Source organism: Maribacter sp. 6B07 (genome assembly GCF_002700155.1).
In the GTDB taxonomy this organism is placed as follows: domain Bacteria; phylum Bacteroidota; class Bacteroidia; order Flavobacteriales; family Flavobacteriaceae; genus Maribacter; species Maribacter dokdonensis.
This window is the reverse complement of record NZ_PDUT01000002.1, coordinates 517,919-532,018: the sequence shown is the minus strand read 5'-3', so window position 1 is coordinate 532,018 and position 14,100 is coordinate 517,919. Positions and strand designations below refer to the sequence as shown.

Annotated in this window: 9 protein-coding genes; all 9 read right to left on the bottom strand. The window is 36.2% G+C overall.

The features are described 5' to 3' along the window. Nucleotides 1-7: 7 nt before the first annotated feature. Nucleotides 8-901, bottom strand: coding sequence for a hypothetical protein (locus CSC80_RS12000; protein ID WP_143751747.1), 894 nt, complete (start codon nucleotides 899-901; stop codon nucleotides 8-10). A gap of 12 nt (nucleotides 902-913) precedes the next feature. Next, nucleotides 914-1,780 (bottom strand): creatininase family protein, encoded by an 867-nt coding sequence (locus tag CSC80_RS11995; RefSeq protein ID WP_099192100.1) that lies wholly within the window; start codon nucleotides 1,778-1,780, stop codon nucleotides 914-916. Between the two features lie 49 nt (nucleotides 1,781-1,829). Then, entirely contained in the window at nucleotides 1,830-2,771 is a 942-nt protein-coding gene (locus tag CSC80_RS11990; protein ID WP_099192098.1) for an MBL fold metallo-hydrolase, read from the bottom strand. Nucleotides 2,772-2,793: 22 nt separating this feature from the next. Further along, nucleotides 2,794-4,827, bottom strand: a complete 2,034-nt coding sequence (locus CSC80_RS11985) for an amidohydrolase family protein (protein ID WP_099192096.1) — start codon at nucleotides 4,825-4,827, stop codon at nucleotides 2,794-2,796. 46 nt (nucleotides 4,828-4,873) lie between these two features. Further along, nucleotides 4,874-5,995, bottom strand: a complete 1,122-nt coding sequence (locus CSC80_RS11980) for a VCBS repeat-containing protein (RefSeq protein ID WP_099192094.1) — start codon at nucleotides 5,993-5,995, stop codon at nucleotides 4,874-4,876. A gap of 6 nt (nucleotides 5,996-6,001) precedes the next feature. Then, the gene (locus CSC80_RS11975; RefSeq protein WP_099192092.1) at nucleotides 6,002-7,999 is read right to left on the bottom strand and encodes an amidohydrolase family protein; all 1,998 of its coding nucleotides are present in this window, start codon (nucleotides 7,997-7,999) and stop codon (nucleotides 6,002-6,004) included. A gap of 47 nt (nucleotides 8,000-8,046) precedes the next feature. Further along, nucleotides 8,047-9,201 carry a membrane dipeptidase gene (locus CSC80_RS11970; protein WP_099192090.1) on the bottom strand — a complete coding sequence of 385 codons (1,155 nt, stop codon included), beginning with the start codon at nucleotides 9,199-9,201 and terminating at the stop codon, nucleotides 8,047-8,049. A 117-nt stretch (nucleotides 9,202-9,318) separates the two neighbouring features. Next, nucleotides 9,319-10,722 (bottom strand): RagB/SusD family nutrient uptake outer membrane protein, encoded by a 1,404-nt coding sequence (locus CSC80_RS11965; RefSeq protein WP_180268615.1) that lies wholly within the window; start codon nucleotides 10,720-10,722, stop codon nucleotides 9,319-9,321. A gap of 12 nt (nucleotides 10,723-10,734) precedes the next feature. After that, nucleotides 10,735-14,070, bottom strand: a complete 3,336-nt coding sequence (locus tag CSC80_RS11960) for a TonB-dependent receptor (protein WP_099192086.1) — start codon at nucleotides 14,068-14,070, stop codon at nucleotides 10,735-10,737. Nucleotides 14,071-14,100 lie beyond the last annotated feature (30 nt).

The following is a 14,100-nucleotide window of genomic DNA, read 5'->3' as shown; positions in this document are numbered from 1 at the left end:
TTTATAATTAATTACCTTTTCCAAGTAATGCTATCCACTGGTCTTTATAACCCAAATTTCGTACTCCGTTAGAGTGCGCCCGCTTACCCTTAGGTACTTCCAGATCAAAACCATAAATATGATCTTCTGGTATATTCATGGCTTTATAGGTTTTTTCAATAGTCTCCGCCATAGGTTCTTTTTTATGAAACGTTCCATAATAGCGGTCTACAGGAGTAACACTGGCAGAAGAATACCAATTTGCAATTTCATTTTTAGCGGAATAATCCCACCCACCTGAAAAATCGATTACTCTAGCTACCAAATTTGTTTTTGCGATAAAGGCAGACATACCACCACCTTGAGATTGACCTGCCAAAGCTATTTCGCTCCATTTAGGCGAACCATTTTCTAAAAAACGGCTCCAATTACCTTGCTTATCATTTTCCGATAAATACATTAAAAGCTTGGTCAGCCTATTGACAATGGCATCGTAAGATGCATCTTCAATGAGGGGAAATTCCGTATTACCGTACACTCTCCAATTTCTAAAATCTGCAGCACAGTTTGCATTTGCTTCTAGATTTTCACCTTTACAAATCCTTGCAATGGCAGGGGTATTTATATATGACATATTAATTACAGCATACCCTTGTTCTATAGCTGTAGCGAATAAATTCTTAGGTCCTTTTAACGCAATACCATTGGTACCCGGAATAAATAGTAACAATTTACCCTGTTCATTAGAAGGATTATAAGCTATTAAATGAGGGGTATCGGCTTTTGTTATTCTATTGTCAGTTTCAGATGGTTCAATTTTCAAAACCACTTGCGGCTTTGGAAAAAGAATACTGTCTTGAGCCTTAGCATACACAAAACATAATAGCGTTAAAACGGGAAATAAGATTTTAATCTTTATCATAATTGTATGCTTTTATATAGTCTGTTGTGTTAACTCATTCCATTTATCAATAAAACCTGTACATGCAGCCACCATTTTCGAAACACGCTCTTCCCCTCTTTCTACTGTAGCTTGATTAGGGTTTAATTCTCCCCAAACTCCGGTTTTTGTCATTTCTATGGTAGATGTTTTTTTACCCGTTTCTTCTGCTTTCAATGCTTCGGATAGAAATAACAACTTAGCAGTAGGTTCCCCTTTAATAACTTCTGGAAGCATTTTCTCCAGGTGTTTTGGTAGTTTCATTCCTGGATCGGTAGCTCTTTCAATTTCTACCAAACTGGGCATTAAATACAAACTATCACATGTTTCACTAACACCCGCATGCCTATCTAAAGAAGTGGTATTTTTAGTATTTTCTGGTTTAAGAATAGGAGATACGGCTACACTAAAATCTACCGCAACAGCTGCCGTTTTTTGATTAATTTGATCTACGAGAAAAGTGGTGATGGCTCTATTACCACCATGTGAGTTCATAAATATAAATCTTTTAAAGCCGTTTTGCACCAAACTTTCAACCGTTTCCATATGTACTTTGACAATGGTCTCTGCACTTAAAGAAATTGTACCCGGAAAAGCCATGTGGTATGGAGACTGACCAGCCATTAATACAGGCGCAACCAATACCTCTCGCTCTTGGGCAATAAGCTTACAAAGTTCAACACCGTTTATAAAATCTGTACCAATAGGCAAATGGCTAGAATGTTGCTCTAAAGCACCAATAGGTATAATAACCATATCTGATCGCTCCAAAAAGCTTTCTACCTCTGGCACCGTCATATGTGGTAAGTAATTTTTAATCTTAGCCTCTTTCCATAACGGATTGGTTTGTGCTGCTGCCATTATATAGTTTTATTAATGCTTATCGATTATTAATTTTTAAAATATATTTCTATTGAATAGTAATGGTCTCTAAATGAACCGGCACTATAACTTTAGTTGCTGGCGAAACTGCTCTTACTTCATCAATAAATGGCATTACCTTTTTCTGAATTGGGTCTTCTTGCGAAGAACCGTATGGTACCCTAAAATTATCCCAATGTGCAGGAATTATGGTTTTTGGATATCCGGTTAGCTCTAACAGCCTTTCTGTATATTTATATATTTCCAATCGAGACAGATTAATACCAGGTATCAATACATCAGGCTTTAATCCAGCTACTTCTCTCTCTATAAAATTCATTGAACCCGAGGTAAGTATTTTGTGAGCATCTATTCGTAACAAAAACATAAGAGAACCACCTTCTATAAATTCCTCAACCGTTAAAGGTATTTTTAGTTCCTCTGGGTCCGAATATACTTTTGAATCAAAATAACGCTTATCTCCTAATGCCGAATGAATAGAAGGTATTACCCTAACTGAAAAATTATCGAATTGATAGTCTTCACCACCTTTAACCGTAATCAATTGTTTTTCTGGGATTCCATATGCTTTTAAAATAGTAGCCGTAGTTTCGGTACCAACAACCACTGCACCGGTCTTTTTAGCGATATAAGGCACATCTGCTAAGTGATCCGTATGTGAATGATGCACTAAAATATAATCTGCCTTGGTAATAATTTTATTTATGGCAACAGTATCAGATTCATAAACGTCATCACCACTATAAATTTTACGATCATCACCTTCTGCATAAAAACGAGGATTACCTTTTAGTTTAAGCCTAGATATATAAGGGTCTACTAAAATAGTGAGACTATCATTTGAAATTTCCCACCCTGCTACGCCAAGATATTTTAAATTAAGTTCTTGCCCACAAACAAAATGTACACTTGAACACAAGCAAAAAAACAATAAAACTATTACTTTTCGCGAATTAGAAGTATTCTTCATATGGTTCTATAAGTTCTTGTTATTAATCTCTGGTAGGTTTAAAATCTGCCGCAATCCATAACGGTTCACTTTCATAGTAATTACCATTGGTAAGTACAGACGAAACGGTTCTTATATTATCTATATTCTCTAAAGGATTTTCATCAAGAATAGCTATATCTGCTTGTTTACCCACTTCTATGCTTCCGGTAACATCATCATAGCCCATTGCTCTTGCTGGAATAATCGTTGCCATCTTTATTGCATCTAAAGGAGTAAGATTTCCATACTTAACATAAGATTCCATTTCAAGAAATAATCCGAATCCTGGGGCAAAATTGTCCGTTCCCGCAACCACAGGAATACCGGCTTTGTAGAATTTACCAATCACCTCTGCGGATTTAATGATATTCTGCTTTAGTTTTTTAGCACGCGCTTCACCTGTCCCAGCTCTAAATCTTTTACTTTCGAAAAGTTCGTAAGCCATTCTACCCGCATCCGGTTCTATAGTTTCCATTACCTGTCCTTTTGGTAAGGTACGTACCACACCTAGCCCAAGAGTAACATCTAGAACGGTCCCGTGCTTTAAGTAAAATGCAATAGCATCATTAACCATTTCATCTGTCACCTCATTATCCACCATAAAAAATGGACCTAAATCAGATACTTTTTTATCTGTGAATAAAGCTGCTAAAATTCTATTGTAGTGACTAAGCATATCCATACCACTTTCAACAGCTACACGAGCATCATCAACCAAGGCAGGTACATGCCCCGTTACTGTCATCCCAAATTTATGTGCCTCTTCTGCCAATACTTTTAATATTTCCGGCTCTATGGATGTGTAAATTTTAATTTGCTCATATCCATTATCATGGTATAACTTAACCACCTCTTTTGCCTCTTCAGCTGAGCGTGCCCTAATTATTCCGTTACCTTTAATACCGGGTCCATCTGTCATTCCGGCTAAGAGTATATCTGGACCTGTAGCCCCATCTTTTGCAATAGCATCCCTAAAAGCAGTGGCAAACTCCAACTCATTACCATTGTCGCGTATGGTAGTAACCCCACCAGCTAAATATGCCGGTGCCCATTGCACTTGATTAGAATGTGCATGCATATCCCACATACCAGGTATTAAAGTTTTACCAGATACATCTATTACTTTAGCTTTTTCAGGAATAGTAATTTCGGGGGAACTACCTATTTGCTTTATTTTTCCATTTTCAATGATTATGGTCATGTTTTTCTGTACATCATCTTGCACACCATCAACTACATTACCCCCAACTAAAGCCGTAATTTCCGAGTGCTCTCCTTTTAGTGCAGTTGTGTAATCTGTAAGTTGAGCCATTTGCTCTTCAACATTGCCTTTAATAAAAAGTGATTTGGCTTCTTCGTAGCCTTCTTTAATCAACTCTCTAATCTGGGTATTAGCCTTTACTACCGCTACCAAGTTCTTTGACTTATCTAACCAAATAGTTCTGCCGCCCCAGTTGATACCTTCCACAACGTACCGATCCAAGGCTACATCTTCACCCTTAATTTTCACGATATCCTCTCCTTTATGGGTAAGAGATACTTCTCCTCTAGGCAAGGTTGGTATAGAGGAAGCATTATGCTGTTTGAAATAATAATGATATAGCATCATTTCAATTCCTGCAGGTATGTTACTATTCACTAAAAAGAATGCATCTTTTTTATCGCTAACAACAACATCAAAATGTTTTTCCCAAACCGATACTTTGTCACCCTGTATCTCCATTTTAATAATATTGGTGGTATCATTATTAGAAATACGACGACTGAAATACGATATAGGCTCTAAATCTGTAGTCAAAAATAGTTTAGACTCTACTCCACTAATTCTCCCCCTTTCATTCTCCCCTTGTATAGAGGTAACCGTAATGGTGTCTTTAGTAGATGTTATGGAGTAAGACTCTTTCCCTATTTGTGATTGTCTTCGATATACCAAAAACACACCTTCATCATTAAAATTTTGCCATTCTGAAGTTTCTGAAGAGCATGCGGACAAGAGTACTAGAAAAGTACACTTTAAAAGATTTTTCAAATTCATATCATTATGCTGGTTACTATATTTAATGTCTGTTCAAGATTGTTATTTAAGGAAATTTTGGAGTAAACCTATTGAAGTAATATCGGTTTATTTCGTCTGAGTTACTTTCAATGATGTCCAGTTTACCATCTCCATTGAGGTCAAAAACCGTAATATCATAGGTATTAAAATTCTCTTTTGCCAATTGTACACGCTCCCAATTGTTACCGTCACCAGAGTTTATAAATACAGCATTAGGCTTTTGAACATTAGCTATGATAATATCCATATCGCCATCATTATCCAAATCACCCAAAGAAATAGCGTACGACTTATCAAGACTGGAATCAAATTCCATTTTACGCTGATAGCTTTGTTTTTTATCCCCGAAATAAATAACATTTGGCTCACCAATATTTGCCGTAACAATATCTAAAAACCCATCTTTATCAATATCTGAAATTGCTACAGAACGTGTAATATCCTTACCTGTTCCGTAGGGAATTTTCTTGGTGAACTTTAGATTACCTTCATTTAAATACACCATATTTGGTTGGTCATCTCTATTCGCCAAAATCAAATCAAGGTTACCATCACCGTTCATATCAGCAACTTCCACATCTATGGTAGAATCTTCCTTATTTCCAAAACCGATGGATTTAGAAAAAGTTCCATCACCGTTATTAAGGCAAATTTCATTTTCTTTTCCCCTATTGGTAATTAAAATGTCATTATCTCCGTCTTGATCAATATCGGCTACCACAATATTTCTAGTTGGTGCATATGCTACACCAAAACTAGATGCTCTTTCAAAGTTTCCCTTTCCATCATTAATGAAGATATAGTTAGGTGCCATATCATTACCAACGGCAATATCTAAATCACCATCGCCATCAAAATCGGCAAGTTCAGTAGAATAGGTAGTTTCACTTTCAAAGCCAAGTTCTTTTGAAACTGTAAAAACACCTCTTCCGTTATTTACAAATACCCTGTTCTGTCCTGGCCAGTGACGCCCGTTAGCCACCAAAATATCGGCATCACCATCATTATCTATATCACCGACACCTACGGAGGCCGTTCTTTCTTTATGTGTACCCAATATTAATCTACCACTGGTAAAAAACTCAATTGATTGGGCATTAACCGTGGTTATTAAAAAAGAAAAGATTATTATAAGTTTAATTTTCATTGTTATCTATTTAAAGTGTTTAATACCCATTTTGTTGTAAAGCTCATCCGCATAAAAAATAGTACCTCCTTTTATGGTCCACTCTACCCTTCTAACATCACTAATATTTTCTATTGGATTACCATCTATAAGAATTAGGTCTGCATTTTTACCAACCTCTATGGAACCCAAATAGTCTGACGTACCCGAAATTTTTGCCGAATTAATGGTCGCCATTTTTAATACTTCTGCTGCAGGTATACCCGCTGACTCATACAATTCTAATTCTCTATGATATAAGAAGCCCGGTAAACCATCCGTACCCGGTACTATTGAAATACCTTTCTGGTACATATCATTTAATGCATTTAGCATATTCATGTAACTATCCTTAAACAAAGCTGCTTTATCACCTTCTTTTGGAAGTCCGCCACTATAAAAAGCCCGTTGCTCAATCAGTGGTAATCTCTTCATGATTTTACTATACGTTGGGCTAGGCACTCCCTTTTTGGAAATAAACATATTTTCAAAAAGAGATATCGTAGGATCAATAACAATATCCTTGGATTTTAATAAGGACACAAAATCCAGATACTCCTTAGATTTTAAATCCACATCCGCCCCATGGTTAGCTACCATAGTAAACCTTAAAGGAGTACGAGTATCAATAGTATCTGACATGAAATTTAAGAACAACATATTCATATGCTGAATTTCATTATACCCTTGCTCTATTGCTTGAGTTGCCGTCATATACGCCGGTATATGTCCACTTACACGCATATTTAGTTCATGTGCTTTGGCTGCCAAAGGTTTAACCCATTCTGGTCTAATAGAACTATATAACTTAATTTGATCATAATCTAAATCTTTATACGATTGAATTTCTGCCAAACCTTCCTCCAAGTTATCAACTACGTTTCTTTGATTTGCAAAGGGTCCGGAACCGTCTATAATTCCACAAAAGATGACAATATTGGGACCTATAATTTCATTGTTATCAAACTGGGCACTTAACTGCTTTAATTGCTTATTATTAGCCATATCCCTAACAGAGGTTATACCACCTGCCAAGTGTAGCAGTCCCCTAAATTTGGTATTATGGGTATGCATATCAAACATACCAGGTAAAAGTGTTTTACCCGTACCATCTATTACCTGCGCAGTTCCATTCAAAACTTTTCCTTTGGATGGCTTTATGGATTTAATTTTTTTGCCTTCAATAAATACATCTTGATTGTTTACAATGGTACCTTCAGGTGTAAAGACATTTACATTTTTGATAATTACCTTATCTATATTATTGGAAAGCTCTTTTGCAATTTTGAAAAGATATTCATCTTCATATGTACTCTGCAAGCTTTGTAATTCTTTTCTAAACGCTTTAAAATCTTCCCTAACGATATGCAGATTACCAGAAATACTAGCGATCATTTCATTATCCTTCATCCAGAGATATCTAGGAATCATTTCTAGCCCTTTGATCATTAATAGATTTAATGAAGTACTATCTGAAAGCGTTATTGAATACTGATCTACCAACTCTACTTCCCCTTCTGGATAAAGGGCAACTTTACTATTCTCAGATGTAGTTAAAAGCTGGGCAATAATTTCATACACCGCAGGTGACCCATCATGTCTAAAGTAAAGTGCCTTACCATTAAAATCGGCTTTATCTTCACTCATAGGATTTTTCCAAGAAGCAGAACCGTCAACACCACTAAAATTTTCAGAAATGGAATCTTTTAAATAGTTAACACCGGTAATAGATTCCGAAATGATGTAGTTGTCGCTATTCAGTTTTATCTCCTCAGTAACCTCTGGTCCACGTCCTCTATCCGTATAGGTATAAAAATATTTAAAGCTATTATCTGCCGTTTCCCATTTCTTATATTTACCGGCAAGTTTTTCACGAAACACAACATCGTAATTCGTTTTTTCACCACTTTCATTTTCTAATTTTGGAGCGTCTGAACAACTCACAAAACCTAAACATAATAGCGCAAAATATAATTGGTTTTTCATACTCTTGGTTAGAATTTATTATCTCTAATTTTATGGACAATTATTGATTATGGTTTTAAGGTCTCTTTGTAGAGTCTTAACCAGTTTAGCCCTAGTATTTTTTCGATATCTCCTGTGCTATACCCTCTTTTATCTAAAACTTTGGCTACTTCCAAATACCTACTTGTTTTGTCAAGTTCAGGTATCCATGGTGGCCATTGAACTTTGTAAGATGGTTTAAAACGGGTTAATCTTGGTACATACCAATTTTCTCTTGTTGCGCCATTGGCTTCTAGACCTTCTATAGGGTAATCAATTGCCAAACCAACATGGTCAATACCACCAATTTTAACTGCGTGGTCAATATGGTCAACATATGTTTCTAAGGTAGTATCCGTACCAAGGTTTGGACCAATCATGTACCCCAAACAAATAATACCCATTACACCTCCCTTGTCTGCCATGGCCTTAATCTGTTCATCTCTCTTGGCTCTTGGATGGTTTTTGTGCAAAGCCTCGCACATGGAATGGTTTATGGATACCGGTGCTTTACTATGGGCTATACCTTCATTGGTAGTCTGTTCTCCACAATGGGATAAATCTACAATAATACCCAACTCGTTCATGCGGTCTACGACCTCTACCCCAAAATCCGATAGGCCACAATTGGTACGTTCAGTACTACCATCACCTAAATAATTTCGCTGATTATAGGTTAATTGCATCCAACGCATACCAGCATCATACAACGTATCTAAATTTTTAATGGATCTGCCAAGCATTGTTGCATTCTGAAAACCTAACATAACGGCAACCTTATCTTCCTTTTTAGCTTTATAATAATCATCTACACTGGTAGCCAAAATAAGTTTATCAGAATTATTTTTTATAATATTTTGCCATTTGGTCAGGTTTTCCATTCCCCGGTTAAAATCACCGGATACTACAGAAGCATTAAAACCCGTATAACCAGTTTTGGCAAGAGCCTTAAACGATTCTTCATTCCAATTTCTGACAATGACCAATCCGTCATTTACAATAGCCTTTTTATATAATTTTTCAACTCCCTTTTCCCCTATGTTGTATAATAACTGCTTATTAAATTCTGAATTTGGATCAGTATCTATAGATTCTAAAATAGTATTTAACGAATAAGCAGCTTGACCAGGAAATAATGCTCCTAACGAAAGTAATTTCGATAGATTTCTACGTTGTGTATTCATATGTTTTTCGAGTTTTAAAGAAAAAAAATCCTATATTTTTAAGATAATAGAGTACACATTGAGAGAACCAATGCAGCCTCTCAATGTGTTTAATAACCAATAAATCAGTCCTAAATATTAATACCCAGGATTCTGTTCTATATTTGGGTTAACATCTGTTTCATCCTGTGGTATAGGCATAATAACCGTATCAGCACCATAAGGAATAGTACAAGTCTGAGCAGTACAGTTGGTTCTAACAATATCCATTTGATTACGCATTAGATCCCACAAACGTTGTCCTTCAAAGGCTAATTCCAATCTTCTTTCTAAAAATATTGCATCCTTAAGGGCATCACCAGTATCTGCATTATCTGGCTCATCCGCTATTGCACGTTGGCGTACCATATCTAAATCATCTTGTGCTCCCGCTATATCCGCACCAATTTCAGCTCTAGCCTCGGCACGTATTAAATACATTTCAGCAAGTCTTACAACTTTCACATTGTCAAACCCATTGATATCCGCATACTTTATCATTCTATATGGGCCAAATTCCCCGGTCAATAAAGGGTCAACCTCAAATGTGCTCAAACGTGCATCATTCTCCGGATAAAGATCAACGACATCATTAGAAGGTAGATAATCTCCAAAACCCGCTTGTAGATAAAGACCTGCAATACCGTTGCCACCAACATTATCCGTTTCGGTCATTGATATTTCAAAGATTGATTCGGCACTATTATCCGTAGTCCATAAATCATAATAGTTATCGTTAGAAATTAAATTGTAATCTCCAGATTCTATAACACTACTAGCCATAGCTTCTGCATTGTTCCAATCTTCTTTAAATAGATAAACCTTTGCCAATAAAGCCCTTGTTGCATTTGGGGATAACGTATTTGAATTACCACTTCTGGAACTATCGCTCATTAAAGAGATTCCTGTGGTCATATCAGAAATAATTTGTTCGTACACTTCTGCTACGGTACTTCTAGCTGGTTCATTGTCCAAATCAAAATTTAATACGATGGGTACACCTAAATGGCTGGCATCTGCCGTATAATTGTATTGTTGGGCAAACATGCGTACCAAATCAAAATATATTAAACCTCTTAATGCATAAGCCTCACCAACAATGTGATTTTGCTCATCTAAAACGGCATCAGCTAAAATTGTTTCAGAATTTATGATGGCATTTGCTGCATTAATACCTTCATAGGCACTACCCCATAAAGCCAATGCCTGACCATCTGATACTCTTTGAATATGCTCAGCATAATCTACAATTCTATTGGCCTGACTATTTTGCTTAACGTCATCTGCCAAAACATCTGGTATCATAATCATGTAGCGCCCGTAGTATTCTGCTCCGGAAAGTTTATTATATATACCTGTAATTGACGATTCGTAACCATCAAGGTCCAAAAGAGCATCCGTATCCGAAACAGATTGTTGCGGAGTCAATTCTAAAAATGAGTCTGAACATGAGAATACTAGTCCAGTCATTATTGTTAATATGAATATTTTATATGTTTTCATGTGTGTCATCATTTAAAGTTGAATATCTAAACCAATGGAAATAGTCTTTACTGCAGGTGTTTGACCTGTGTAACTACCATCAATACCTTGTTCTGGATCAATGTATAGGATATCCTCTTTTACAAAAGTTAGGATATTTGTTCCCCTAGCATACAATCTCATTGAATTCAAGCCTAATAGCGAAGTAATATCTTTGTTAAAATTATAGGCAACCGTTAAATCCCTTAAACGAATATAACTACCGTCATACAACCATCTAGTTTGGTTAGCTTCATTACTACCGTTACGACCACCCCAAACAAACTGAGGTACTAAAGCATCTGTTGAACCAGGCTGCCATCTATTATCATAAATAAAATCTGCCGTACTTCTTGGTGTAAGCCTACCGTCACCTAATGTACCTCTTGCCCTGGAATCAAAAATATAGTTCCCATAAGAATAGATAAAGTTGGCACTAAGGCTAAAGTCTTTATAGGAAAGCATGGAATTAAATCCACCGAAAAACTCAGGTGTAGCGGATTTGTCATCCAAAAAACGCTCTGCCTCACTAATGTCATTGGTTATCGTAGTTTTTGATGCATCTGTATACCATTGTGGATCACCATTTTCTTGGTTTACACCTGCCCAACTATACAAATAGAAAGATTGAAAATCCTCACCTTCTTGTCTTCTATAAGCACCATCTGTAAAATCATCTGTTAGTTCGGTAATTTCATTCTTTAAAAAGGTGGTATTAAAACCAACATTCCAATTAAAATCATCATTACTAATGATATCTGCATTCATTGAAATTTCAAAACCTGTGTTTTTCATTTCACCAAAGTTTTGGGTCAATGAAGAAAAACCAGAGGTTAAAGTAATCGGTACATTTAGAATAAGGTCTGAAGAAGTACGCTCAAAATACTCAACCGTACCACTAATTTTAGAAAATAGCCCGAAATCTACACCAACATTAAAATTCTGTTGACTTTCCCAAGTAAGATCAGGGTTTGCAATTTGACTTGGACTACCACCAGGATTACCATCATAATCTTGGCCATAAACATAAAGACCTTGTGATGGAAAATCTCCAATAGCAGCATTACCCGTAACACCCCAAGAACTTCTTACTTTTAATAAATTAAGAAAAGAAACATCTTCTAAAAAAGCTTCGTTACTAGCAACCCAGCTACCACCAAAAGAATAAAAAGTACCCCATCTATTATCTGCACCAAATCTAGAAGAACCATCTCGTCTTAAACTCGCAGAAAGAAAATATTTACCATCGTAGTTATAGTTTGCTCTAGAAAAAGCAGAAACAAAAGTGTATTCAGATTTTGAACCACTAATAGCAAATTCTGCCGATGCACTATTTAAAGTTCTTAAACTTTGGTTAGGAAATTGAGTTCCAGATGCACTAGAAGATTCACTAACAGTTTCCTGCGCTTCAAAACCACCTAAAACATTGAAGTTATGGTTATTGCCTAAGCTAAAATTATAATCTGCAGTTTGTGTACCCACAAAGGTTCTAAGAGAAGTATTTGCTTCATAACCAATACCACCGGAGTTTCTACCGCCGCCATATCTAGGGTTTTGATATTGAGATTCCGTCAATGTCAGTAAATCGAAATTTAACTGCGAACGCAAGGTCAAATTCTTAACCGGTTTAATAGAAACCGCAAAATTATCTATCACCCTAAATTGCTTATTTTCCCATAAATCATCTCCACTTAGAGCACCAACCGGGTTGGCGCCTCCTAAAGGAAAATAATCCGCATGCTCTCCATTAAATCTACCTTCCTCATCATAGATTGGAATTAATGGTGATAACTCTAACGAGTTTTTAAAAGGGTTATTAAAAGAACCACCATCAAAAAAAGTATTCGTAGTACTGTTAGATACAGAAATATTATTTGAAACCGTTAAGTAATCGGTTGCCTTAAATTCTATATTACTACGGGCACTTAATCTATTAAAGCCAGATCCAATAATATAATTTTCTTGATCATAGTAGGCTCCAGAGAAAAAGTATTTTAAATTTTCTGTTCCCCCGCTAGCACTAAGATCATAACTTTGGGTAATTCCTGTTCTAGTTATAGCATCTAACCAATTGGTATCTGTAGGCTCACCGGTTGAAGGATCTATTAATTGTTGAAAAGTAGCATCAAATCTTGCTTGCGCTTCTTCAGGTGTGTCACCTAAATTCACATAGCCTTCAAGAAAAAGTTCCGTGTACTCTGCAGCATTCAATGGCTTTAATATATTATTATAGGCCTGTGAATTAAAACCTGTTAGTGTTTTTAAGGTGATTTTTGCTTTACCGGAACTACCGGATTTTGTGGTAATCAAAATAACACCATTGGCACCTCTAGAACCATATATTGCTGTGGAGGCAGCATCCTTTAAAACCGAAATGGATGCAATATCATTTGGATTGATCGATGCCATAACGTTGGTACTACTACCACCGTTATCAATGGTACCAATACTACCATTTTGCACTGGGATTCCGTCAATAACATATAACGGTTCACTTGATGCTGATATAGAACCTATACCTCTAATACGAACTTGGGTATTTCCTCCTGGAGCACCATCTACCGCACTAGCTTGCAAACCTGCTGTACTACCTCTTAATGTTTGCTCAAATGTTGAAACAGGTACTTGCTCTAACTCTTCGCTTCTAACAACACCTACAGAACCCGTAATAGATTCTTTAGTAGACGTACCATATGCCACAACCACTACTTCATCTAAAGAAGCCACATCTTCTTGGAGTACCACATTCACTACAGATCTGTTATCGATAGCTACTTCTTTGGTCAGCATACCTATGTAAGAGAAAACCAGTGCAGTACCGTCTGTAACATCAATGGCATAGTTACCATCAAAATCAGATTGAGTTCCAACAGTGGTACCTTTAATTAAAACATTTACACCTGGTAATGGTTGGCCAGTAGCATCCGTAACATTTCCTGTTATTGTAGTTTGAACGACAGCATCAAATTCCAAAGAAGTTTTTGGGGAGCTAGGGGGCATTTTTTTGACAATAACTTGATTGCCAATAATCTTATAAGTTAAATCGGTATTGGAAAAAGCTTTGTCCAAAACGATTTTCATGGGGGCATCTTTCAATTTTACCGATATTTTCTTATCAGTTTTGATTACATTATCCTTGTAAAAAAAGACATAATCACTAGTATTCTGTATTTTTTCGAAAAATGCTTCCACAGAGATATTGTTAACGTCTACCTGTATTTTGTTTTGTGCAAATACTGAGTTAGCGTAAACTGATGAAAGTCCTATTCCGATAAATAGTAGAAATATTCTCATAATCGTTAGAATTCCGACTGGTATGATATTTTTCATATTTTTGTGTTGGTTATTTAATGTTGCTGC

Bases quoted from the DNA above. Each gene is read 5' to 3' on its own strand.
- CSC80_RS12000 (WP_143751747.1), bottom strand. From the start codon at position 901: ATGATAAAGATTAAAATCTTATTTCCCGTTTTAACGCTATTATGTTTT.
- CSC80_RS11995 (WP_099192100.1), bottom strand. From the start codon at position 1,780: ATGGCAGCAGCACAAACCAATCCGTTATGGAAAGAGGCTAAGATTAAA.
- CSC80_RS11990 (WP_099192098.1), bottom strand. From the start codon at position 2,771: ATGAAGAATACTTCTAATTCGCGAAAAGTAATAGTTTTATTGTTTTTT.
- CSC80_RS11985 (WP_099192096.1), bottom strand. From the start codon at position 4,827: ATGAATTTGAAAAATCTTTTAAAGTGTACTTTTCTAGTACTCTTGTCC.
- CSC80_RS11980 (WP_099192094.1), bottom strand. From the start codon at position 5,995: ATGAAAATTAAACTTATAATAATCTTTTCTTTTTTAATAACCACGGTT.
- CSC80_RS11975 (WP_099192092.1), bottom strand. From the start codon at position 7,999: ATGAAAAACCAATTATATTTTGCGCTATTATGTTTAGGTTTTGTGAGT.
- CSC80_RS11970 (WP_099192090.1), bottom strand. From the start codon at position 9,201: ATGAATACACAACGTAGAAATCTATCGAAATTACTTTCGTTAGGAGCA.
- CSC80_RS11965 (WP_180268615.1), bottom strand. From the start codon at position 10,722: ATGAAAACATATAAAATATTCATATTAACAATAATGACTGGACTAGTA.
- CSC80_RS11960 (WP_099192086.1), bottom strand. From the start codon at position 14,070: ATGAAAAATATCATACCAGTCGGAATTCTAACGATTATGAGAATATTT.